This window comes from Mycobacterium sp. (genome assembly GCF_035314905.1).
Taxonomy (GTDB): domain Bacteria; phylum Actinomycetota; class Actinomycetes; order Mycobacteriales; family Mycobacteriaceae; genus Mycobacterium.
Map to the genome: position 1 here is coordinate 32,763 of NZ_DATFYW010000156.1, position 22,917 is coordinate 55,679.

18 protein-coding genes and 2 pseudogenes are annotated in these 22,917 nt (G+C 66.9%); 9 read left to right on the plus strand and 11 right to left on the minus strand.

The annotated features are described in order from the left end of the window. Nucleotides 1-7: 7 nt before the first annotated feature. The 3 genes from VKG81_RS13520 to dtd form a co-directional block, all read right to left on the minus strand. Nucleotides 8-1,561: a phospholipase C gene (locus VKG81_RS13520; protein ID WP_324396680.1), complete on the minus strand. Its 1,554-nt coding sequence runs from the start codon at nucleotides 1,559-1,561 to the stop codon at nucleotides 8-10. A 98-nt stretch (nucleotides 1,562-1,659) separates the two neighbouring features. After that, a complete protein-coding gene (locus VKG81_RS13525) occupies nucleotides 1,660-2,091 on the minus strand; it encodes a DoxX family protein (protein WP_324396682.1) in 432 nt (143 codons plus the stop codon). A gap of 20 nt (nucleotides 2,092-2,111) precedes the next feature. After that, nucleotides 2,112-2,543 carry a D-aminoacyl-tRNA deacylase gene (gene dtd / locus VKG81_RS13530; RefSeq protein ID WP_324396684.1) on the minus strand — a complete coding sequence of 144 codons (432 nt, stop codon included), beginning with the start codon at nucleotides 2,541-2,543 and terminating at the stop codon, nucleotides 2,112-2,114. A 36-nt stretch (nucleotides 2,544-2,579) separates the two neighbouring features. Here dtd and VKG81_RS13535 point away from each other — a divergent pair, with 36 nt between their 5' ends. Both VKG81_RS13535 and VKG81_RS13540 read left to right on the plus strand, forming a co-directional pair. Then, complete coding sequence (locus VKG81_RS13535; RefSeq protein WP_324396686.1) at nucleotides 2,580-2,924, plus strand: hypothetical protein; 345 nt, start codon at nucleotides 2,580-2,582, stop codon at nucleotides 2,922-2,924. A 154-nt stretch (nucleotides 2,925-3,078) separates the two neighbouring features. Then, the gene (locus tag VKG81_RS13540) at nucleotides 3,079-4,110 is read left to right on the plus strand and encodes a DUF1254 domain-containing protein (protein WP_324396688.1); all 1,032 of its coding nucleotides are present in this window, start codon (nucleotides 3,079-3,081) and stop codon (nucleotides 4,108-4,110) included. A 217-nt stretch (nucleotides 4,111-4,327) separates the two neighbouring features. On the opposite strand, the pseudogene VKG81_RS13545 reads toward VKG81_RS13540, so the two are convergent. After that, nucleotides 4,328-4,462 (minus strand): annotated as a pseudogene (locus VKG81_RS13545) (helix-turn-helix domain-containing protein); the annotation flags it as partial. Nucleotides 4,463-4,939: 477 nt separating this feature from the next. Between VKG81_RS13545 and VKG81_RS13550 the strand changes: the two are divergent. Continuing rightward, on the plus strand, nucleotides 4,940-7,372 hold the full coding sequence (locus tag VKG81_RS13550) for an arylsulfatase (protein WP_324396690.1): 2,433 nt from the start codon (nucleotides 4,940-4,942) through the stop codon (nucleotides 7,370-7,372). Nucleotides 7,373-7,446: 74 nt separating this feature from the next. After that, nucleotides 7,447-9,768, plus strand: a complete 2,322-nt coding sequence (locus VKG81_RS13555; RefSeq protein WP_324396692.1) for an arylsulfatase — start codon at nucleotides 7,447-7,449, stop codon at nucleotides 9,766-9,768. A 379-nt stretch (nucleotides 9,769-10,147) separates the two neighbouring features. On the opposite strand, the gene glnA is transcribed toward VKG81_RS13555, so the two are convergent. Next, nucleotides 10,148-11,584, minus strand: coding sequence for a type I glutamate--ammonia ligase (gene glnA / locus VKG81_RS13560; protein WP_324396694.1), 1,437 nt, complete (start codon nucleotides 11,582-11,584; stop codon nucleotides 10,148-10,150). Nucleotides 11,585-11,733: 149 nt separating this feature from the next. Between glnA and VKG81_RS13565 the strand changes: the two genes are divergently transcribed. Then, on the plus strand, nucleotides 11,734-12,201 hold the full coding sequence (locus VKG81_RS13565; RefSeq protein ID WP_324396695.1) for an RDD family protein: 468 nt from the start codon (nucleotides 11,734-11,736) through the stop codon (nucleotides 12,199-12,201). Between the two features lie 41 nt (nucleotides 12,202-12,242). On the opposite strand, the gene VKG81_RS13570 is transcribed toward VKG81_RS13565, so the two are convergent. From VKG81_RS13570 to sucB, 5 genes are read right to left on the minus strand one after another with little or no spacing between them, the layout of a single operon-like run. Next, entirely contained in the window at nucleotides 12,243-12,995 is a 753-nt protein-coding gene (locus VKG81_RS13570) for a DUF4191 domain-containing protein (protein WP_324396697.1), read from the minus strand. A 23-nt stretch (nucleotides 12,996-13,018) separates the two neighbouring features. Next, nucleotides 13,019-14,017: a lipoyl synthase gene (gene lipA / locus VKG81_RS13575; protein WP_414685269.1), complete on the minus strand. Its 999-nt coding sequence runs from the start codon at nucleotides 14,015-14,017 to the stop codon at nucleotides 13,019-13,021. Continuing rightward, nucleotides 14,014-14,685, minus strand: a complete 672-nt coding sequence (gene lipB / locus VKG81_RS13580) for a lipoyl(octanoyl) transferase LipB (protein WP_324396699.1) — start codon at nucleotides 14,683-14,685, stop codon at nucleotides 14,014-14,016. The genes lipA and lipB overlap by 4 nt, the downstream gene beginning before the upstream one ends. A gap of 12 nt (nucleotides 14,686-14,697) precedes the next feature. Beyond that, complete coding sequence (locus VKG81_RS13585) at nucleotides 14,698-15,603, minus strand: TIGR01777 family oxidoreductase (protein ID WP_324396701.1); 906 nt, start codon at nucleotides 15,601-15,603, stop codon at nucleotides 14,698-14,700. 4 nt (nucleotides 15,604-15,607) lie between these two features. Beyond that, nucleotides 15,608-17,371 carry a 2-oxoglutarate dehydrogenase, E2 component, dihydrolipoamide succinyltransferase gene (gene sucB / locus VKG81_RS13590; protein ID WP_324396702.1) on the minus strand — a complete coding sequence of 588 codons (1,764 nt, stop codon included), beginning with the start codon at nucleotides 17,369-17,371 and terminating at the stop codon, nucleotides 15,608-15,610. A 143-nt stretch (nucleotides 17,372-17,514) separates the two neighbouring features. Between sucB and VKG81_RS13595 the strand changes: the two genes are divergently transcribed. Together VKG81_RS13595 and VKG81_RS13600 are read left to right on the plus strand one after the other, a co-directional pair. Further along, a complete protein-coding gene (locus VKG81_RS13595) occupies nucleotides 17,515-17,841 on the plus strand; it encodes an oxidoreductase (RefSeq protein WP_324396717.1) in 327 nt (108 codons plus the stop codon). 51 nt (nucleotides 17,842-17,892) lie between these two features. Then, entirely contained in the window at nucleotides 17,893-19,668 is a 1,776-nt protein-coding gene (locus VKG81_RS13600; RefSeq protein ID WP_324396719.1) for an SDR family oxidoreductase, read from the plus strand. Nucleotide 19,669: 1 nt separating this feature from the next. Here VKG81_RS13600 and VKG81_RS13605 read toward each other — a convergent pair whose 3' ends face one another. After that, entirely contained in the window at nucleotides 19,670-21,202 is a 1,533-nt protein-coding gene (locus VKG81_RS13605) for a leucyl aminopeptidase (RefSeq protein WP_324396704.1), read from the minus strand. A gap of 64 nt (nucleotides 21,203-21,266) precedes the next feature. Here VKG81_RS13605 and gcvT point away from each other — a divergent pair, with 64 nt between their 5' ends. Continuing rightward, entirely contained in the window at nucleotides 21,267-22,361 is a 1,095-nt protein-coding gene (gene gcvT / locus VKG81_RS13610) for a glycine cleavage system aminomethyltransferase GcvT (RefSeq protein ID WP_324396707.1), read from the plus strand. 23 nt (nucleotides 22,362-22,384) lie between these two features. After that, nucleotides 22,385-22,917 (plus strand): annotated as a pseudogene (locus VKG81_RS13615) (branched chain amino acid aminotransferase); the annotation flags it as partial.

Below are 22,917 nucleotides of genomic sequence, written 5' to 3' on the forward strand. Positions count from 1 at the left end.
GGGCGGTCTATCCGCTCGGCGTGCCCCGCGCCGGGGTGGCTTCCTGCACCGGCATGGTCTGCGGATACGGAACCTGGTACGGGATACCGAGGTTGAAGGTGCCGAGGACTTCGTTGGGCAGGCACAGCGGAAGGCCGGGCAGCGCCCGCAGTACCGGGGTGCCCCAATCCGGGTGCGACGAATCGGGGTTGGCGGCGAAGTTGAACGCCGACGTCATGTCGCCGGTGACGCTCTCCCGCCACGCGGTGAGGTTGGGGACCGGCACGTTGAACCGCCTGCCGACCAGCCGTAGCTGCGAGGTGTGGTCGAACGTCTCGTGAGCGACCAGGCCGCCGCGGCTGTAGGGGGAGATCACGAAACATGGAACCCGGTAGCCCAGCCCGACCGGCCCCCGGATGCCACCCGAGCCGGTCACCGAGTTGATGTCGACGGAGTCGGGGATGTACTCGCCCGGGGTGCCCGGCGGTGCGGTGGGCGGGGTGACATGGTCGAAGAACCCGCCGTTTTCGTCGTAGCTGACGATCACCGCCGTCTTTTCCCATACCTGCGGGTTGGACGTCAGGATTCTCAGCAGGTTGACGATTCCGACGGCGCCGACCGCGGCGGGCAGGGCCGGATGTTCGGACTCGATGACGGGCGGCACGACCCATGACACCTGGGGCAGGTTGTTGGTGGCGACGTCGGCGGCGAACGTCGCCGGGTAAGTGGGGGCGATCCCGCGCAGGAACAGCTGCGAGCCGATGTCCGCCGCCTGTTTGAACGACCCCACCAGGCCGTCGAAGATCACCTGGTTGATCGGGCCGATGGCCTTGTTGCCGTACACCTTCCAGGTGACCCCGGCGTCCTGGAGGTTCTCCGGCATGATGCGCCAGCTGTATTTCAGCTTGGGCAGCACCGTCGGCTGCACCAGCATCGGGCCGCCCTTGTCGCCTTCGGGGTTGATCGTCGCGCTCAGCCAGTACAGCCTGTTGGGCACCGTGGGGCCGAGCAGAGAGCAGTGGTAGTGGTCGCAGATCGTGAACGCGTCGGCGAGCAGGTAGTGGATCGGGATGTCCTGGCGTTGGTAATACCCCATCAGCGCGGGGACGTTGCCCACCGAGCGGCTCTTGGCCGACATCGGCAGCCACTGGTCGTTGGCACCGCCGTTCCATGCCTCGTGGAGTCCGGTCCAGGTGTGGTCGGGGTCGTTGATGCACTCACCGGCGAGGCTCGGGCCGTTGGTGGTGTCGAGCCGGAACGGCATCGTGACCCCGTTCGGGTCGACAGCCCTGGTCTGCGGATTCCAGCCCTTCTGCAGAAATATCGGGTTCGGATTGGCAGGGTTGTGGCCGAACCCCTCGACCTCGGACAATGTGCCGAAGTAGTGGTCGAACGAGCGGTTCTCCTGCATGAACAACACGATGTGCTCGATGTCGTTGAGCGATCCCTGCCCCGGGCCCATCGCGTAGGCCTTCTCGATGACGGGCTCGGCCCATGACGCGAGGAACGCCGTTCCGCCGACCGCGGCCACTTTGGCGAGGAACTCGCGACGTGACAATCCAGCAAAGGGGCCGTCGCCCATGGTCTTCCCCTCCTGCACGCCGATCGGCACACAGTAGGGCGACGGCGACCTCGGCCCGCGGCACCGTCACCGCGTGTCGCGAAGTCGAGTCCGTAGCGTTACCGGCGCGCGGATCTTCTGATGCCGGAGCCGCGCGGGCGGCGGGTTTCGATCGCGTAGGCGCCGGGTCCGAGGAACACCAGCAGCAGGAAGGCGAAGCAGAACAACACCGCAGGCTCGCCACCGTTTTCCATCGGCCACAGCGCCTTTGGCTGGTGCATCCAGAAGTACGCCACCGCCATCGTGCCCGAAGCGAGGAAAGCCGCTGGGCGGGTGAACAATCCGACCAGCACCAACAGCCCGGTGACGAACTCGATCAGCCCGGCCCACCACCCCGGCCACGTGCCGATCGGCAGCTTCTGGGCGAGGGGCCAGCCGAACACAATCGACAGGCCGTGAACCATGAACAAGAAACCGATCACTATCCGGAAAACGCTCAGCACCGTGGGGGAGTAGGAGTTCAGGCTGGTCTGGAGGTTTCGCGTCGTCATGGGCCGACCGTACGCGCCCGTCACAATTCCAGCAGCAGGGTGACCGGGCCGTCGTTGGTCAGCTCGACTTGCATGTGCGCGCCGAAAACGCCCGCTTCGACGTGCGCACCGAGTCGGCGAAGCGCGTCGGCGAACGCGGTGACAAGGGGCGCGGCGACCGGCCCGGGGGCGGCGGCGTTCCAGGACGGCCGGCGCCCCTTCTCGGTGTTGGCGTACAGCGTGAACTGGCTGACCACCAGGATCGGCGCCCCGACGTCGGCCGCCGAGCGCTCGTCGTCGAGAATCCGCAGCCGCCAGAGCTTTTCGGCCAGCCGCTGCGCCACTTCGATGTTGTCGCTATGGGTCACCCCGACGAACGCGAGCAGCCCCTGCCCGTTCTGCGGCACCCGGCCGACCACTTGGCCGTCGACCAGCACCCGTGCCGACGAGACCCGCTGCACCACGACACGCATGCGCAGGTCAGCGCTTCTCGCGGGTTACCTGTCGAAGTGAAGCGCGAACTGCATCCTCGGCGGTTGGGCAGGTTTGTGGTGCTGACAGCGTTGGAAAATGGCACGTCAGAGCGTTGGAAACGGTCACGGGGGAAGACATTGACCGAGGCTACTGCGGACGAGAGGACTTCTGTTGGCGAACTGGTTCGTCGTTCCAGCGGAGAGAGAACCGAGGGCATTGAACCGAAATCCGTGGCCAGGATACGGGGTGGGCGGGTGATCTTCGGATCTGCTCGCTTCCGTATGAGCCACCAAGCGGTGGTCGACACTGCCGCCGCAGACCTGCGTTCCCTGATTCATGACGGCTTCGAACTGGGGATCCCCGGCACGGTGCTCACCTGATGCGCGTTCGCGTGAGGAACTCGCGCCTGGGGAAGCCCGCGCCGCTTCTTCGACTGACGTTTGCGGTTCGGGTGCGGGGGAGAACCGTTCGGATGGCCCCGGCCGCATTCGGGAGGCGAACCTTGCGACCTTGGCGGACCTCGGTGTTGGGCGGATGACTAGTGCTCTAACCAATAAGTTGTTCTACATCGGCACCCGCGCAACCGGCGGCGAGGGCGGCAATCACGCCTTTGTCGGTCCGGACTGGAAAGGCACGCTGCCGCCCGGAGTGATCGAACACCGGGTTCCCACCGACAGCATCATGTTCGCAATCCGCATCGGGGTACTGCCCGGCAGCGCCGCCGACCTCGCCGACGTCAACGCTTTGCAGGAGAAGTTCAGCCTCACCTCGCTGAGCAACTGGGCCGATCCCGCCCGGCACGGGCAAGCCGCAGCGCCTGATCTCGGCCCACGACCGCACTACGACGGCGATCTGGCGTACTTCCGGACGCTCGCCGATCTACTTACCGAAAACCCGCCACCACCGGGCAACGAGGCGGCGGTCGAGCTACTCAGTCGTGGCGGGATCACCGTCGGTAAGCCGATGGATGTCAACGCGCTCAGCGAACCCATGCGCCGCGGGTTGGCGCGCGCCCCCGCCGATGGTCCACAGATCATGAAGTGGAAGGTGAAGTATCGCGGTACGCCGTATCCGACCCGGTGGAACAACCTGCGACCCGGTACGTATGGCGTCGACTACTTCGACCGGGCGGCCGGCGCACTGGAAGGGTTGTTCGTTCACGATCGCGACGAGGCCGAGTATTTCAGCAGCTACGAAGACGGCGAAGGGGCGCTCCTCGACGGCGCAAACCACTATTTGCTGCACTTCGATGCCGACCAAATCCCGCCCACGCTGCCGAACGGATTCTGGTCGATCACCATGTACGGGTCGGACTTTCAGCTCGTGAAGAATCCGATCGACCGATTCTCCATCGGCGACCGAACCCCCGGTCTGACGCGGAATCCCGACGGTTCCCTCGACATCTACATCCAGAACCAGGCACCCAAAGGCCATGAGAGCAACTGGTTGCCCTCGCCGCCCAGCGGGCTGTTCCGCCTGAACTATCGCATCTACCTGCCCGACGCGGAAGCCAAAGCCCCGGCAACCCTTGGCAAGTACCTGCCGCCGGTCAAAATAGTTCAGTAGCAAATGCGCAGTTGCGGGTAACCAGGGGAGATCGGCCCGGCGGAATGAGCGCCGCATGGCGCCGTTCCTCGATGCGAGCGGGCTGGGTTCTGCGCCCGACAGGTCACTCTTCGCGCCCCGCCGTCCGCGAGGAATTGGCCGGCAGAGAACACCGCGTCGTCGAGGTAAGGCGACACAACCAGGCAGGCTTCAATTGGTGTTAAGGATATCCGCCGAGTTAGTCGGCTTCGTCGGCCTGCGCTGCAAGCACGCGGTAGACCGTCGCACGGCTCACACCGAGCGTCGCCGCGATCGTGCTCACCGATTCGCCGCTGGCATGCATCCGCTGGGCCAGAGCGGCTTTCGGCTTGTCGAAAGCGGCTTCCCTCGTCGGCTCGGCGGCCATGACCTACTCGATGCGAACGAGACAACATTGACGTTTGCTACGTTGCCCGCGTTCGCTGTGCCAGAAAACCGCAGTTCACAGCGTTGAAACGGTTGGGCAGTTGAGGCTGACGTCGAAACTAGTGCGGACTGACTGCGGACCGGCTTAGCAACCGTGCGCTCGACCGGGTCCAAGCCCGGCATCCCGGCCCCGTCGGGTAACGGGCACGAAGTAAGGACCTTTGCCTCTGTGCGCGGTCCACCGCGCGGGCGAGCCTTGGTTGGGCCGCCTCCCTGCGCGAGGGAGGCAGACTCAAAACCGAGAGTTCCCATACTGCACGGGCGAACAACGGCCTCCGGGACGACAGTGCGCGCACCGATGCGCTGTGCCCATGTCGTCCCAACGTCGTCGCACACGTTGCGAACGGCGCATCCGCGTCACAAAGCTTCTTAAGAGAGGTCCATCATGGCCAATCCGACCACGCCGCCCAACGGCCACAAGGCGACCGCCTCACCTAACGGCGAGGCTGCCCCACTCGTCGACGCGCCAGAGCAGGCCGCGGTACAACGCGACATCCTGCCCATCCCCGACGTCAAGCACGTCGGTCTGACGACCTATGACGCCAAGGACCCAGACACCACGTATCCGCCGATCACAATGCTGCGACCTCCAAAGGGCGCGCCGAACGTACTGATCGTCCTCATCGACGACGTGGGCTTTGGCGCGTCGTCGGCGTTCGGCGGTCCGTGCGATACACCCACGGCTGAGCGGCTGGCCGCCGGAGGGGTGAAGTTGAACCGTTTCCACACCACGGCGTTGTGCTCGCCGACCCGTCAGGCGCTGTTGACGGGACGTAATCATCACTCGGTGGGGATGGGTGCCATCACGGAGATGGCGACCTCTGCTCCGGGATATAGCAGCATCCGACCCAAGGAGAAGGCACCTCTCGCCGAAACCCTGGTGCTCAATGGCTACTCAACCGCCCAGTTCGGTAAGTGCCACGAAGTGCCGGTCTGGGAGGTCTCGCCGGCCGGGCCGTTTCACCAGTGGCCCACCGGGTCGGGCTTCGAGTACTTCTACGGCTTCATCGGCGGTGAGGCCAACCAGTACTACCCCGGCCTGTTCGAGGGGACCACCGCGGTTGAACCGCCCAAGTCGCCTGAGGAGGGCTACACCCTGACCGAGGACCTCGCCGATCACGCGATCACCTGGGTGCGCCAGCAGAAGGCGCTGATGCCCGACAAGCCGTTCTTCATGTACTTCGCGCCCGGCGCCACCCACGCGCCGCATCACGTGCCCACAGAATGGTCAGATAAGTACAAGGGAAAGTTCGACGACGGCTGGGATGCGCAGCGGGAGAAGACCATCGCTCAACAGAAGAAGCTGGGCGTGGTCCCCCAGGACGCTGAGCTGACCAGACGCCACGACGAGATGCCCGCCTGGGATGACATGCCCGCGGAACTCAAACCGGTCCTGGCCCGTCAGATGGAGCTTTACGCAGGCTTTCTGGAGCAGGCCGATCACGAGGTCGGTCGGCTGGTCGACACCCTCGACGCTCTGGACGTCCTGGACGACACGCTGGTGTACTACATCCTGGGCGATAACGGCGCGTCCGCGGAGGGCACGCTCAATGGTTGCTTCAACGAGTTGACCACCCTCAACGGCATGCCCGGCATCGAGACGACGGAGTTCTTGCTGTCCAAGATCGACGATTTCGGCACCCCGAACGCCTACAACCATTACGCGGTGGGCTGGGCACACGCCATGTGCGCGCCGTATCAGTGGACCAAGCAGGTCGCCTCGCATTGGGGTGGCACCCGCAACGGGACGGTCGTGCATTGGCCGAACGGCTTTGCCGACAAGGGTGGGCTCCGTAACCAGTTCCACCATGTGATCGACGTTGCCCCAACCATTTTGCAGGCGGCCGGACTGCCGGCGCCGGCCGTGTTGAACAGCATCGCTCAAGCGCCGATGGAGGGTGTCAGCATGCTGGCGATGTTGCGCGACGGCGCTGCTCCCGAGACACACGATGTTCAGTACTTCGAGATGTTCGGTAACCGCGGCGTCTACCACAAGGGCTGGACGGCGGTGACCAAACACCGCACGCCGTGGACGGCTGACACGCCGCCGCCGTTTGATGACGACGTCTGGGAGCTCTACGGACCCGGGGACTGGACGCAAGCCCACGACGTCGCCGCGGAGAACCCGCAGAAGCTGGCAGACATGCAGCGCCTGTGGCTGATCGAGGCGGTCAAGTACAACGTGGTTCCCCTCGACGACCGTGGTTTTGAGCGCATCAACCCCGATATCGCCGGTCGGCCACAGTTGATCCGGGGAACCAGCCAGCTCCTCTTCGCCGGGATGCGGGTCAGCGAGAGCTGTGTGCTCACATTGAAGAACAAGTCCCACACGGTGACTGCCGACATCGCGGTGCCGGAATCGGGTGCCACCGGGGTGATCATCACCCAGGGTGGCAGCGTGGGCGGCTGGTCCCTATATGCCCACGACGGCCGGCTCAAGTACTGCTACAACTTCTTCGGCATCGAGTACTACATGGTCACCGCCGAGAAACCCATCCCACCCGGAAAGCACCAGGTGCGCATGGAATTCACTTACGACGGTGGTGGTCTGGGCAAGGGTGGCGACGTCACACTGTTCTACGACGGCCAACCCGTCGGCAGCGGCCGCGTCGAGCAGACCCAGCCGATGGCGTTCTCCGCCGACGAAGCCTGCGACGTCGGTGCCGACACCGGCTCGCCGGCATCCCCGGACTACGGCCCCACCGGCAACAAGTTCTCCGGTGAGATCGAGTGGGTGCTCATCAATATCGGCGATGACAGCCACGACCACCTGATTACCGCGGAGGATCGGTTCAACATCGCAATGTCGCGGCAATAACGTTCCCCTTCTTGGGAATCAGAAGACCAAGCAAGCTCACGTCAGAAACGCGCTCATCGGCAGGAGACACGATCATGAATGAGGACTTCGAAGGCGTCATCAAGCTGGACGTGCGGGACTCCACGGCCGACTGGTCGCCGTATGAGTTGCAGCGTGCACCCGAGGGAGCGCCGAACGTTCTGGTCGTCTTGTATGACGACACAGGGTTGGCGTCGTGGTCGCCGTTTGGTGGGCGCATCAATATGCCGACGCTGCAGAGGCTGGCTGACGATGGGCTGACGTACTCGCAGTGGCACACGACGGCGCTGTGCTCGCCGACGCGGTCCTGCTTTCTTACTGGCCGAAACCATCACGTGAACCGCTGCGCGTCGATCACTGAAGGGTCGAATGGCTTCCCGGGGGCGGCGGCACGGTTACCGGCGGAGTGCGCGACGATCGGGCAGGTGCTGCAGGACAACGGCTACAGCACATTCTGGCTGGGCAAAAACCACAACGTACCCGAGGAAGATGTGTCCAGCGGCGGAAGCAAATCCGAGTGGCCGCTGCAGAAGGGATTCGATCGGTTCTACGGATTCCTCGGCGGAGAGACCAATAACTGGTATCCCGACCTGGTCGAAGACAACAGATTCATTGAACAGCCCTACGGTCCCGAGGACGGCTACCACCTGTCGAAGGACCTCGCCGACCAGGCGCTGAAGATGCTGCGCGATCAGAAGGCCACCAATCCGTCCAAGCCGTGGTTCCTGTGGTTCTGTCCCGGTGCCAACCACGCTCCACACCACAGCCCGAAAGAGTTCGCCGACAAGTACAAAGGGATGTTCGACGACGGCTACGAGGCGTATCGCGAGTGGGTGCTGGCACGCATGGTCGACAAGGGCGTGATACCGGAGGGCACCGCGCTGACTCCGCTCAATCCGCTGCCTGAAGATGTTGCCCAACCCGGTGATGCGGTGCGGCCGTGGGACACGCTCAATGACGACGAGAAGCGGTTGTTTGCGCGGATGGCCGAGGTGTTCGCAGGATTCTCGGAGTACACCGACGCTCAAGTCGGACGCATCGTCGACTATCTGGAACAGACCGGCCAGCTCGACAATACGGTCATCATGTACTGCGCCGACAACGGCGCGTCCGGCGAAGGTTCGCCGCACGGTTCGGTGAATGAGAACAAATTCTTCAACGGCTACCCCGACGAGCTGTCGGAGAACCTGAAATACCTTGACGTGCTTGGCGGGCCAGACACCTACAACCACTACCCGACCGGCTGGGCGGTCGCCTTCTCCACGCCGTTCCAGATGTTCAAGCGGTACTCGCAGTATTCCGGCGGAACCTGCGACCCGCTGGTGATCCACTGGCCCAAGGGCATCAAGGCCAAGGGGCAGGTGCGCCAGCAGTATCACCACGCCACCGACATTGCGGCGACCATCCTCGACGTCGCAGGTCTGGAGATGCCGGCCACCTATCGGGGCGTCGAGCAGCATCCGATGGACGGCGTGTCGATGCGCTACAGCTTCGACGACGCGCAGGCACCCACCACCAAGACTCGGCAGTACTATGCGATGCTGGGAACGCGGGGGATCTGGGAGAACGGTTGGAAGGCAGCCGCAATCCACGCGCCGATTAGCGGGGTCGGTCACTTCGACGAAGACAGATGGCAGCTCTACCACGTCGACGGGGACCGTTCGGAGTCCAAGGATCTCGCCGCCGAGCACCCGGAGAAGCTCCAGGCGCTCATAGACATCTGGTTCGAGGAAGCCGACAGGAACTTCGTGCTACCGCTCGATGACCGCACCGCCCCCGAGATGCTGGCAGTCGAACGGCCGCAGTTCGAGCCACCGCGGAACCGGTATGTCTACTATCCAGGAACTGCGCCCGTTCCCAGTGGCGTGGCCGTCGACGTTCGTGGCCGGTCCTACAAGATCATCGCCGACGTGGACGTCACCGACGATTCCAACGGGGTGCTCTTCGCGCACGGCTCACGCTTCGGCGGCCATGCGCTATTCATCAAGGACAAGAAACTGCACTACGTCTACAACTTCCTCGGCATCAAACCCGAACAGGAGTTCATATCCGAGGAACTCACACCCGGCAGGCATGCGCTCGGCATGGAGTTCGTCCGAGAAGCCACCGGCGAGCACGGTGAATCACTCGGCAGCACCACGCTCTACGTCGACGACCAGGCCGCGGCCAAGGCGTCAATGCGTGCGCAGGCAGGCCCGTTCACCCTGGCCGGCGACGGTTTGTGCGTCGGCTTCGACAGCGGTGACAACGTCAGCCAGCACTACCAGAACCCCGGCACCTTCACCGGCGGCACGATTCTCGGTGTTGCGGTCGACGTCAGCGACGAGGCGTACCTCGACCTGGAAAAGGAAGCAGCACGCGCCTTCTCGCTCGACTGACCGGCACGGCTCGGAGATGAAGCACTACTGCACGTACCCGCAATTCCCCGAGGTAGCCGGGCTACGGAACTTCCGGACCGGGCCGACACTTCATCGTGTTTGCCACTCTGTGACGAAGTGCCAGGCACGCGACCACGCCTCATCTTTGACGTTTTCGAGACAGCGCACAAGCGCGAAAGACGGACTGCCAGTGAGGTCTGGGACTGGGCGGCGCTGCCGCTGAATCAGTCTTGTGGCCCGACGCCGACGAGTCCACACGCTCTGCGATCGGTGCTGTGATCGCGGAACGGATGGACTCTGTCGAATCTACTGCGGACCCACAGCGGACCGAGAGGCCGCGTTCGTAGCATCGCCGCAGGTCATCAGAGGGTTAACCGGCCTACACGTCGAAGTAGAGCGCGAACTCGTAGGGGTGCGGCCGGATCTGCACCGGCAGGATCTCGACCTCCCGCTTGTAGTCGATCCACGTCTCGATCAGGTCAGGCGTGAACACGCCACCCTCGGTGAGGTATTCGTGGTCGGCCTCGAGCCGGTCGATCACGGCGGACAGCGAGGTCGGTGCCTGGGGGATGTTCGCCGCCTCGTCCGGGGGCAGCTCGTAGAGGTCCTTGTCCACCGGTGACTGCGGCTCGATCTTGTTCCTGATCCCGTCGAGACCGGCCATCAGCATCGCCGAGAACGCCAGGTAGGGGTTGCCCGACGAGTCGGGGCAGCGGAACTCGAGCCGCTTGGCCTTCGGGTTGTTGCCCGTGATCGGAATGCGCACACAGGCCGAGCGGTTGCGCTGGCTGTACACCAGGTTGATCGGCGCCTCGAAGCCCGGCACCAAGCGCTTGTAGGAGTTCACCGTCGGGTTGGTGAATGCCAGCAGCGACGGCGCGTGGTGCAGGATGCCACCGATGTAGTGACGGGCCGAGTCGGAGAGCCCTGCGTAGCCCGACTCGTCGTACATCAACGGGCTGCCTTCCTTCCACAGCGACTGGTGCACGTGCATGCCGGAACCGTTGTCGCCGAACAGCGGCTTGGGCATGAACGTGACGGTTCTGCCGTTCTGCCACGCGGTGTTCTTGATGATGTACTTGAACAGCATCAAGTCGTCGGCGGCGTGCAGCAGCGTGTTGAACTTGTAGTTGATCTCGGCCTGCCCGCCGCTGCCCACCTCGTGGTGGCCTTTTTCGAGCGTGAAGCCGGAGTTGATCAGGTTCGTGCACATCTCGTCGCGCAGGTCGACGTACTGGTCGTTGGGCGCGACCGGGAAGTAGCCGCCCTTGGTGCGCACCTTGTAGCCACGGTTGGGGCTGCCGTCGGACTCGGTCGCCGCGCCGGTGTTCCACCAGCCCGAGATCGAGTCGACCTCGTAGAACGCGCCGTTGGTGCGCGAATCGAAGGCCACCGAGTCGAAGATGTAGAACTCGGCCTCCGGACCGAAGTACGCGGTGTCGGCGATTCCGGTGCTCTTCAGGTAGTTCTCCGCCTTGCGGGCGACGTTGCGCGGGTCGCGGGAGTACGGCTCGTGGGTGAACGGGTCATGCACGAAGAAGTTGATGTTCAGGGTCTTGGCGGCTCGGAACGGGTCGATCTTGGCAGTGTCGAGGTCGGGCAGCAACGTCATGTCGGACTCGTGGATCGACTGGAAGCCGCGGATCGACGATCCGTCGAACGCCAGCCCGTCGTCGAAGACGCTGTCATCGAAGCCCGAGGCCGGGATCGTGAAGTGCTGCATGACACCTGGCAGATCACAGAACCGGACGTCGACGTATTCGACATCCTCTTCCTTGATGAGCTTGAAGATGTCTTCCGCCGTCTTTTCGGTCACTGTAGGTGGTCTCCTTCTCTTGGTAACCCGCGGTGTGACGCTATGGACCCGATGTTGCACGCCCGTCAACCGCGTGTTGCGCTGACGTTACGCAATAGCGGCTCCGACGTCGCCGCGGAGCACGCTCGTTGCATACATATCCTTAGGTCATGGCGCGCTCAACCGCATCTTGGCTGTCGGGTCCCGAACCGGTGCCCTCCGGGCCTGGATCCGGCTACCCCGGGGAGCGGCTGGGTTTGCCGCGGACCGGCCCCGGCTCGCTGGTCGGGTTCGGCCGGCGGGTCGGCGCGCTTACGGTCGACTGGCTGATCGCCTACGGGCTTGCGGCCCTCGGCGTGTCCTTCGGCCTGTACGGCGCGGCGATCCTGTCGACGGCCGTGCTGGCGGTGTGGCTGGTGCTCGGCGTGGTCGCGGTACGGCTGTTCGGCTTCACACCGGGCCAGTTCGTGCTGGGTGTGATGGTCGCGTCGGTCGACGGCAGGCGCCACGTCGGCCTCGGCCGTGCCGTCGCGCGCGGGCTGCTGATCGCGCTCGTGGTGCCGCCGCTGTTCACCGACTCCGATGGCCGTGGCCTGCACGACCGGCTCACCGGCACTGCGGTGCTGCGGCGGCGATGAGCGCTCGCGCGAAGAGCAAACGGCGGCGATGAGCGCAAAGCTCAGCGTCGGCGCACCGTCCGCTGCACCCCGCGCATCTTGGCCGCGGTCGGCATCGGTCCCTTCGGCATCGCGGCCAGGCCGGTCCGCGAGCCCAGGGCGGCCAGCCGGGACTCCAGTGAATCCATCTGCTTGACCGTGATGTTCGCGGGCAGCCGCGTCAGGTGGCGTTCCAGCTTGGCCAGCGGGACCTCGCCGTCGCCGTTTCCCACGATCACGTCGTAGATCGGCACATCGCCGACCAGCCGCGCGGTGCGCTTCTTCTCCTGCGCCAGCAGCGGTTTCACCCGCGCGGGGGAGCCTTCCGCGACGAAGATGACGCCGGGCCGCCCGATCACCCGGTGCACGGCGTCGAAGTGGCCGGTGGCGGCGACGCCCGGGGTGACCCGCCACTTGCCGCGCAGGTTGTCCAGCGCCCACGCCGCGGCACCGGCTTGCCCCTCGGCCTTGCCGTACACGGATCGCTGCGCGCGGCGGCCGAAGATGATGAACGCGACGAGCGCCCCCAGCACCACTCCCAGCGGAATCAGCATCACCATCGTGAGGCCGTGGATGAACAAACCGGCGACCACTGCGGCCGCCACGATCAGCACGAATGCGCCGATCATCAGCGGCAGCAGCCACCGGTCCTCCCTGCGCTGCATCTGGAATGCCTGCCACAGCTGGCCTCGGCGCTGCTTGGATGCCGCCTTGCGGGCTGCCTTCGCCTCGGCCTTGGCGGCCTTCGTCGCGGAGGGGTTGCTGGATTTCGCCATGCCAAAAGGATACGGCGGCCGGCTCAGCAGCCGGTCCGGGTGCGGGCGGCGATCGTCTCCGCGTAGAGCCGTCCCGCCCGGTAGGACGAGCGCACGAGCGGCCCGGCGAGAACACCCGCGAAACCCAGCTCGGTCGCGAACTGCGAATGCTCGATGAACTCCTCGGGCCGCACCCAGCGCGCCACCGGGTGATGCCGCACCGATGGGCGCAGGTACTGCGTGATCGTCACGATGTCGCAGCCGGCCCGGTGCAGGTCGGTCAGCGCCTCGCGAACCTCGTCGGGTGTTTCACCCATGCCGAGGATCAGGTTGCTCTTGGTGACCAGGCCGTAGTCGCGCGCGGCGGTCAGCACGTCGAGGCTGCGCTGATAGCGAAATGCCGGGCGAATGCTCCGGAAGATGCGGGGCACCGTTTCGATGTTGTGCGCCAACACCTCTGGCCGCGACTCGAACACCCGCTCGACAAGGTCGGGACGGCCGTTGAAGTCGGGGATCAACAGTTCGACGCCGGTCGACGGGTTGAGCTTCTTGATCTGGCGCACGGTTTCGGCGTAGAGCCAGGCGCCCCCGTCGGCCAGGTCGTCTCGCGCGACCCCGGTGACCGTCGCATACCGCAGCCCCATCGCCTGCACGCTTTCGGCGACCCGGCAGGGTTCATCGCGGTCGAGTTCGGCGGGTCGGCCGGTGGCGATCTGGCAGAAGTCGCAGCGTCGGGTGCACTGCTCGCCCCCGATCAGGAAGGTGGCCTCGCGGTCCTCCCAGCATTCGTAGATGTTGGGGCAGCCGGCTTCCTCGCACACCGTGTGCAGGCCTTCGCGACGGACCAGGTTCTTGAGCTCGGTGTACTCCGGGCCCGTGCGCAAGCGCGTCCTGATCCACGGGGGTTTGCGCTCGATCGGCGTGGCAGCGTTGCGCACCTCGAGGCGTAGGAGTTTGCGGCCGGGCCCCGGAGCCGCGGGGCCGGCGACATCGGGCCCCGGAGCCGCGGGGCCGGCGACATCACTCCGAGGATCGAGGGTCACGGTATCGATGCTAGTGCGAGCCGGCCGTCGAGGACGTCGCACACGGCCCCGGCAACCTGCTCGCGGACGTCGTCGACGCTCACGCGGCGGCCCAGCTCGGCGGTCAGCGACGTAACGCCCGCGTCACTGATCCCGCACGGGATAATCGCGCCGAACGCGCCGAGGTCGCAGTGGCAGTTCAGCGCGAAACCGTGCAGCGTGGTGGCGCGTTGCACGCGGATGCCGACGGCGGCGACCTTGCGCTCGGGCCGTGCGCCGTCGGCCGGCACCCAGACACCCGAGCGGCCGTGGATGCGCGTAGCCGACAGGCCCAGTTGCGTGCAGACGGCGATCAGCGACTCTTCGAGGCGGCGAACATAATTCACCACGTCGATCGGGTCGGCCAGGCCGATGATCGGGTAGCCGACCAGCTGGCCCGGCCCGTGCCAGGTGATCTTGCCTCCGCGGTCGGTGTCGACCACCGGGGTGCCGTCGGCTGGCCGTTCGTGCGGCTGTGTACGCCGCCCGGCGGTGTAGACGGACGGGTGTTCCAGCAGCAACAGCGTGTCGGGCCCGCCGGCCACCCGGGCGTCGACCAGGGTGCGCTGCAGGTCCCAGGCCTGCCGGTAGTCGACGCTGCCCAGCTGTCGCACCTCGATCGGGGTCATCGCCGAACGGATGGAGCGCATACCACAACCGTACTAGTGCCTGATCGGAGCAGTCGCGTATGACAGCGCCTCGCCGATGGTGTTGTGGTGGAACTGGAAACCGGTCCGTTCCAGCGCTGCGGGGATGGCCCGCTGCCCGCCGAGCAGGCCCTCCTCGGCGAACTCGCCGAGCAGCACGCGTACGGCGATACCGGGCACGAACACCGGCGTCGGCCGGTTGACCGCGCGGCCGAGCGACGTGGTGAACTCGGCGTTGGTCACCGGCGCCGGGCCGGTGAGGTTCACCGGCCCGGACAATTCGTGTGAGATCGCGAACAGCAACGCACGCACCTCGTCTTCGAGGCTGATCCACGGCATGTACTGGCGGCCGTTGCCGATCCGCGCGCCCAGCCCTAGCGAGAACAGCGGCCGGAGCCGGCTCAGCAGGCCACCGGAGGGGGACAGCACCAGCCCGGTGCGGGCCAGCACCACCCGCGCGCCCGCCTGCTGGGCAGGCAGCGTCGCGGCTTCCCAGTCCTGGCACAGCTGGGCGAGGAATCCCGTTCCGGCGGAGGCGGTTTCGTCGACCACGCGGCTGCGCGCGTTGCCGTAGAAGCCCACCGCGCTGGCGTTGACGAGCACCGGGACGCCGGCTTCGGCGATGGCGGACGACAGCACCTCGGTCGGGGTGAGGCGGCTGTCGCGCAGCACCTGCTTGAAAGCCCCCGACCAGCGCTTGCCGGCGATGTTGGCGCCGCACAGGTTGACCACGGCGTCCACGCCGCGCAGGGTGTTGGGGTCGAACTCGCCGGTCTCGGGGTTCCAGTGCACCTCGTCGGCGTTGGACGGCGCGCGGCGCACGATCCGCAGTACCCGGTTGTCGGAGGCGCGCAGCGCTGACATCAGCGCCGACCCGATCAGGCCGGATGACCCCGCGATCGCGATCAATGCGTCGGGCACGGCGTCAGAGCCCCAGGTCGGCCTCGAACGCCCCGTCTTCCAGGCGCCGCTTGATCGTGCTCAGGAACCGGCCGGCGTCGGCGCCGTCGATGAGCCGATGGTCGTAGGTCAGCGGGAGGTAGCTGATTGAGCGGATGCCGATCGACTCGTTGCCAAGCTCGTCGACGATCACCCGTGGGCGTTTGACGATCGCCCCGGTTCCCAGCATGGCCGCCTGCGGCGGCACCAGGATCGGGGTGTCGAAAAGCGCGCCCTGGCTGCCGATGTTGGTGATCGTGAACGTGCCGCCGGACAGCTCGTCGGGCTTCAGGTCACCGGAGCGGGCCCGCGCGGCGATGTCGGCGATCGCGCGGGCGAGCCCGGCCAGCGACAGGTCGCCGGCGTTGTGGATCACCGGGGACAGCAGCCCCTGGTCGGTGTCGACCGCGATGCCGAGGTGCTCGGCGTCGTAGTAGGTGATCTCCCTGGTTTCCTCGTTGTAGCTGGCGTTGATGTTCGGGTGCATCTTCAACGCGTCGATCACGGCGCGTGCGATGAACGGCAGGAACGTCAGGTTGACGCCCTCCCGTTCGGCAAATTCGTTTTTGGCGCGTGCCCGCAGGGCGACGATCCTCGTCATGTCGACCTCATGGGTCTGCGTGAGTTGCGCTGTGGCCTGGAGTGATTCGCGTGTCTTCTTCGCAGTGATCTGACGGATGCGGCTGGCCTTCTGGGTGGTGCCGCGCAGGTGCGCCAGTGCGGCAGCCGGCGCCGCGGCGGCAGCCGGCGCTGGTGCGGCCGGGACCGTCCTGGCCGGTTCCGGCTCGGCGGGGGCCTTGGCCTTCTCGGCTGCGGCGAGCACGTCTTGCTTGCGGACACGGCCGCCGACACCGGTGCCTTTCACGCTCGCCAGGTCGACGTTGTTCTCTGCGGCCAGCTTGCGCACCAGCGGCGTCACATACGGACCGCCCTCCGAGTCGGTGGAGGCCGCCGGCGCGGGCGCTGCTTGCGGTGCGGGCTCGGGCGCCGGTGCCGGCTTGGGCTCGGGGGCCGGCTGTGGCTTCGGTTCGGGCTGCGGTTCCGCCTTCGGCTCGGGAGCGCGTTCCGGCTCCGGTTCGGGCTCGGGTTCTTTCGCCGCCTCCGGCGCGCCGGGCTCGCCGATCTTGGCCAGCTCGCCGCCGACGGCCACGGTGTCGTCATCCTCGGCGGTGATGCCCAGCAGCGTGCCTGACACCGGCGACGGGATCTCGGTGTCGACCTTGTCGGTCGACACCTCCAGCAGGGGCTCGTCGACCTCGACGGTGTCGCCGACCTTCTTGAGCCAGCGCGTGACCGTGCCTTCGGTGACCGACTCACCGAGCTCGGGCATCAGCACCGGAGTGGACGTGCCGCCCGACGACGATTGGGCGGCGGGCTGCGCCCCGCGTTGCGGCGCGGGTTCGGCTTCAGGCTCCTCGGCCTGCTTCTCCTGCTCGGCTTCGGGCTCCTCGGCGTGCTTCTCCTGCTCGGGTTGCTGCGCCGGTTGCTCGGCGGGGGCTTCGGACGCCTCGCCCGAGTCGCTGATCACCGCCAGCTCTCCGCCGACCTCCACGGTGTCGTCCTCTTGGGCGACGATTTTCGAAAGCACGCCGGACGCCGGTGACGGGATTTCGGTGTCGACCTTGTCGGTGGACACCTCCAGCAACGGCTCGTCCTGCTCGACGGTGTCGCCTTCTTGCTTGAGCCAGCGTGTCACGGTCCCCTCGGTCACGCTCTCACCGAGTGCGGGCATCTGCACGGAGAAGGCCATCTCTGTTGACTCCTCGAACACATCAGTCGTACGGGTCGACCTCTGGCTTACCACAGCACAGTGTCGCCGGTGCGCCGGCCATGTGGAACGCCGGAATCATCATGGCACTATCGATGACGGGGGTAATCGAGGAGACAGCCTCATTGGGATTGTTCGACAGATTCCGGACGGGGCGCCGTGACGGCGCCGATGCCGGGCCGGCGGCCGACCAGCGCTACCTGCGCGGGTGGGCGGCGTCGCGCCACGGCGTGGAGGCCTATGTCGAGCCGCAGACGAACTTCTCCGACCTGACGGTGGTGCTCGTGGCCGGCAACGGTGAGTGGACCCGTCGCCGTGTCGGGGGTCCGTCCGGGGCCCGCCGGCTGGGGGAGCAGCTCGCCATCCCGGTCTATGACGTGCAGCGCGTCGGCTACCCGCAGCGGATGCGTGAGTACGAGGCCCGACGCCGCCGCCTGCTCGAAGAGGGCTGATACCCGCGGTCGGCCTGCCGGCGCCGGCTCCTACCATGCCGATCTATGACAATGCCCGCACCACAGCGCAGCCAGCGATACGTCACCAGCAGCGGCGATGTCCGGATCGCCGCCTACGAGCAGGGTAGTTCCGACGGCCCGACGGTGGTGCTGGTCCACGGTTGGCCCGATTCCCATGTCTTGTGGGACAACGTCGTGCCGCTGCTGACCGATCGCTTCCGCGTCATCACGTATGACAACCGCGGCGCCGGGCGGTCCACGGCGCCGGGCGACTACCGGGCCTACGCGATGGCGCATTTCGCCGAGGACTTCGCGGCGGTGATCGACGCGCTGAGCCCGGATCAGTCTGTGCACGTGCTCGCCCACGATTGGGGAGCGGTCGGGGTGTGGGAGTACCTGAAACGCCCGGACGCGGGCGAGCGGGTCATGTCGTTCACCTCGGTGTCGATTCCGAGCGCCGACCATCTCGTCGCGTACATCTTGGACAACCTCAAGCGGCCACACCGTCCGGTCGCCTTCCTGCGGGCGGTCAGGCAGGTGCTCAAGCTCGCCTACATGATCGCGTTCTCGGTGCCGGTCCTCGCGCCGGCCGTGATGCGGGGGGCACTCAAGCCGAACCGGGCGCGGCGGATTCTCGCGCTCGCCGAAGGCATTCCGGACGACCGCATCCACCACGCGGAATCCGTGAACCGCGACGCCGCCAACAGCCTGAAGATCTACCGCGCCAACTTCTTTCACTCGGTGTCGCACGGCACACGCGACCACTACGTCGGCATCCCGGTGCAGATCATCGGCCACAGCAACGATCCCGCCATCACGCTGGGCGCGCTGGACGACGAGTCCCGCTGGGTGCCGCGGCTGTGGCGCCGTGACATCAGGTCGGGTCACTGGTCGCCGTTCTCGCACCCGCAGGTGCTGGCCGCGGCGGTGGGCGAGATGGCCGACGTGATCGAGGGCAGGCCGCCGGGTCGCGCGATGCGCCGCGCACAGGTCGGCAGGAAGCGCGCGCCGTTCGGCGACATGCTGGTCTCCGTCACCGGCGCTGGCAGCGGGATCGGGCGCGCCACCGCACTGGAGTTCGCCCGCCTCGGTGCTGAGGTCGTGGTCAGCGACATCGACGAAACCACGGTGCGGGAGACCGCGGCCGAAATCGCAGTGCGCGGCGGCGCCGCGCACGCCTACACGCTCGACGTGTCCGACGCCGGCGCCGTCGAGGCGTTCGCCGGCGAGGTCTGCGGGGAGCACGGTGTGCCCGACATCGTCGTGAACAACGCCGGCATCGGGCAGGCGGGCCGGTTCATCGACACGCCCGCCGACCACTGGGAGCGCGTCCTCGACGTCAACCTCGGCGGGGTGGTCAACTGCTGCCGCGCGTTCGCACCGCGACTGATCGACCGCGGCACCGGCGGTCACATCGTGAACGTGGCGTCCTCGGCGGCGTACGCGCCGTCGCAGTCGCTGAACGCGTACTGCACCAGCAAGGCTGGGGTCTACATGTTCTCTGATTGCCTGCGTGCCGAATTAGATTCCGCTGGAATAGGTGTGACGACGATCTGTCCGGGCGTCATCGACACCGACATCGTGCACACCACGCGCTTCGACGCACCCCCGGGGAAGGGCGGTCAAGTCGCTGCGCGTCGCCGCCGGCTCGAGAAGATGTTCGCCGCCCGCGGGTACGGCCCCGACAAGGTGGCCAAGGCGATCGTGTCGGCAGTGCGGAGGAACAAGGCGATCCGCCCCGTCACGCCGGAGGCCTATCTGCTGTACGGCACCTCGCGGCTGCTGCCCCAGGCGCTGCGCAGCACGGCCCGCCGACAGATCTTGTAGTTCAGCCGTTTTCGGCGATGTCTTCCAGCACCGCGAACATCGTGCGGGTCGGCACCCCGGTACCGCCCTTGCCGGTGTAGCCCCACGCTCCGCCGGTGTTGTACGCGGGCCCCGCCACGTCGATGTGCGCCCACTGCACGCCGTCGGCGACGAACTCGCGCAAGAACGTTCCGGCGACGAGCATTCCGGCTTGCCGCGAGCCGCTGACGTTGGCCAGGTCTGCCACCGTGGACTTCAGGTCGTCCCGGAGCTCTTCGGGAAGTGGCATCGGCCACGCGTTTTCGCCGACACTCTGCGAAATCGCCGCCACCCGGTCGCGAAACTCGTCGCTGCCCATCACTCCCGGTGTGCGCGCGCCGAGCGCGACGGTCTGTGCGCCGGTCAGCGTCGACGTCTCGATCAGATAATCCGGGCCGTCCTCGCCTGCTCGCGCGATCGCGTCGGCCAGGATCAGCCGGCCCTCGGCGTCGGTGTTGAGCACCTCGACCGTCGTGCCGCCGTATTGCGTCAGCACGTCTCCGGGCCGCTGTGCGGTCGCCGACGGCATGTTCTCGGCCATCGGCACCGTCGCGATCACGTCGATCGGCAGTTCCTGTTGCGCCGCAAGCACGACGGTGGCGATGACGGCGGCGGCGCCGCCCATGTCGGAGGTCATGTGGTGCATGTTCTGGGCCGGTTTGATGGAGATTCCGCCGGTGTCGAACGTGATGCCCTTGCCGATCAGCGCGACCGTCTTGGCGGCGTTCGGGTTCCCGGCCAGCCGTGAACCTCGGTGGATCAGCCGCACCAGCCGCGGCGGACGCGACGAGCCCTTGCCTACCCCGATCACGCCGCCGTATCCGCCTCGCGCCAAAGCCTTTTGGTCGAGGATTTCGACTTCCAGCCCGGCCGCCTCACCCAGAGCCCTCGCCCTGCTGGCGAATTCGGCGGGGAAGAGATGGCTTGGCGGTGTGTTGACCAGATCGCGGGTTGTCGCCACCGCGGTCGCCACCGCCGCGGCTCGCTGCGCCTCGGCCTTGGTGTGTGCCTTGGTGTCTGCGGTGAGCATGGTGATCTTGCGCAGCCCGGGTTCTTTCGGGGCGGTCTTGTCGCTTCGGAATTCGGAGAACCGGTAGGCGCCCAGGAGCAGACCTTCAACCGTGGCGGCCAGGTCCAGCGCCGAGAGCGTGGTCACCACGGCTCCCACCCTGTCCAGTGAGCGCGCTGCGACACCGGCCGCGCGACGGATCGTGTCGGCCGGCCACTTGTCGCGCCGTGCGCCCAGCCCGACGGTCAGGACGCTGGCCACCGGCAGCGATCCGACGACGAGGCGGTTCAGCTGCTCGGCGCCGCCGGTTGCGCCGAGCGCGCGCAGCCCGGCCTCGATCTCGGCGACCGCGTCGCCGGCCAGGTACGGTTCGGCGTCGAGCACCTTCGGCCCGTCGTCGTTGCTCACCACCGGCACGATCAGGACCGCGTCGCCGGCACCGCGGCGAGGCAGCGACGAACTCACGGACACCGAGGGCGCCTGATAGCCACGCTTGAAGGCAGTCACGAGCGTCCACCCTAATCACCCGGCCTGATCACCTGGGTCCCAACGCGGATTAGGGTGGACCGCCGTGAGCGAAATCCAGCACGGGCCCCTCGAGAGCCGCCACCGCGAGCTCGGGGCCGGCTTCGCCGAGTTCGGTGGTTGGCTGATGCCGGTTTCCTACGCCGGCACGGTGGCCGAGCACAACGCCACCCGCACCGCCGTCGGCCTGTTCGACGTCAGCCACCTCGGCAAGGCGCTGGTCCACGGCCCCGGTACGGCGGCGTTCGTCAACGCCGCCCTCTCCAACGACCTGCGGCGCATCGGACCGGGAAAGGCGCAGTACACCTTGTGCTGCACCGAAACCGGCGGTGTCGTCGACGACCTGATCGCCTACTACGTGTCCGACGACGAGATTTTCCTGGTGCCCAACGCCGCCAACACGGCCGCCGTTGTCGCGGCCCTGCAGGAGGCCGCGCCGCGGGGCATTTCAGTGACGGACGAGCACCGGTCATACGCGGTGCTCGCCGTGCAGGGGCCGCGCTCGGCGCAGGTGCTGAGCCGGCTGGCTCTGCCGACCGACATGGACTACATGGGCTACGTCGACGCGTCGTTCGGCGACGCTCCGGTGCGCGTCTGCCGGACCGGTTACACCGGCGAGCACGGCTATGAGCTGCTTCCGCCGTGGGACAGCGCCGGCGGTGTGTTCGACGCGCTCCTCGACGCGGTGTCGGCGGCGGGCGGCGAGCCGGCCGGGCTCGGGGCACGCGACACGCTGCGCACCGAAATGGGCTACCCGCTGCATGGGCACGAGTTGTCGCTGGACATCTCGCCGCTGCAGGCGCGCTGCGGCTGGGCGGTCGGCTGGCGCAAAGACGCGTTCTGGGGCCGCGACGCGTTGCTGGCCGAGAGGCAGGCCGGCCCGCGACGGTTGCTGCGCGGGCTTCGCGCCACGGGCCGCGGCGTGCTGCGGCCGGAGTTGACGGTACTCGACGGCGATGCCGTAGTTGGGGTCACCACGTCGGGAACCTTTTCTCCGACATTGAAAGTCGGCATCGCGCTGGCGTTGATCGACACCGCTGCCGGCATCGAGAACGGCAGCCGCGTCACCGTGGACGTGCGGGGGCGGCCGCTGGAGTGTCAGGTGGTCGACCCGCCGTTCGTCGAGGCCAAAACTCGATAGCGGGCGGGGATACAATCGCTCGCATGAGCACCGGTCCCCTCGACTTCACCGTTCAGCGCAGCGCGCACCCGGCGACCGAAGAGCAGCGGACCGTGATCATGACCAATCCGCCGTTCGGGCGGTACCACACGGACCACATGGTGTCGATCACCTACACCGACGAGCAGGGCTGGCACGACGCACGGGTGGTCCCGTACGGGCCGATCGAGCTCGACCCGTCGGCCATCGTGTTGCACTACGCCCAGGAGGTGTTTGAAGGGCTCAAGGCGTATCGGTGGGCGGACGGATCGATCGTGTCGTTCCGGCCCGAGGCGAACGCCACCCGGCTGAGGTCCTCGGCACGGCGGCTGGCGATCCCGGAGCTGCCCGACGATGTGTTCATCGAGTCGCTTCGCCAGCTGATCGCGGTCGACGGTACGTGGGTGCCGCCGTCGCGCGGCGAGGAGTCGCTGTACCTGCGACCCTTCATCTTCGCCACCGAGCCGGGTCTGGGCGTGCGCCCGGCCAACCAGTACCGCTACCTGGTGATCGCCTCACCGGCGGGGGCGTACTTCCC

Coding starts and splice junctions, on each gene's coding strand:
- VKG81_RS13520 (WP_324396680.1), bottom strand. CDS start 1,561: ATGGGCGACGGCCCCTTTGCTGGATTGTCACGTCGCGAGTTCCTCGCC.
- VKG81_RS13525 (WP_324396682.1), bottom strand. CDS start 2,091: ATGACGACGCGAAACCTCCAGACCAGCCTGAACTCCTACTCCCCCACG.
- dtd (WP_324396684.1), bottom strand. CDS start 2,543: ATGCGTGTCGTGGTGCAGCGGGTCTCGTCGGCACGGGTGCTGGTCGAC.
- VKG81_RS13540 (WP_324396688.1), top strand. CDS start 3,079: ATGACTAGTGCTCTAACCAATAAGTTGTTCTACATCGGCACCCGCGCA.
- VKG81_RS13550 (WP_324396690.1), top strand. CDS start 4,940: ATGGCCAATCCGACCACGCCGCCCAACGGCCACAAGGCGACCGCCTCA.
- VKG81_RS13555 (WP_324396692.1), top strand. CDS start 7,447: ATGAATGAGGACTTCGAAGGCGTCATCAAGCTGGACGTGCGGGACTCC.
- VKG81_RS13565 (WP_324396695.1), top strand. CDS start 11,734: ATGGCGCGCTCAACCGCATCTTGGCTGTCGGGTCCCGAACCGGTGCCC.
- VKG81_RS13570 (WP_324396697.1), bottom strand. CDS start 12,995: ATGGCGAAATCCAGCAACCCCTCCGCGACGAAGGCCGCCAAGGCCGAG.
- lipB (WP_324396699.1), bottom strand. CDS start 14,685: ATGCGCTCCATCCGTTCGGCGATGACCCCGATCGAGGTGCGACAGCTG.
- sucB (WP_324396702.1), bottom strand. CDS start 17,371: ATGGCCTTCTCCGTGCAGATGCCCGCACTCGGTGAGAGCGTGACCGAG.
- VKG81_RS13600 (WP_324396719.1), top strand. CDS start 17,893: ATGCCCGCACCACAGCGCAGCCAGCGATACGTCACCAGCAGCGGCGAT.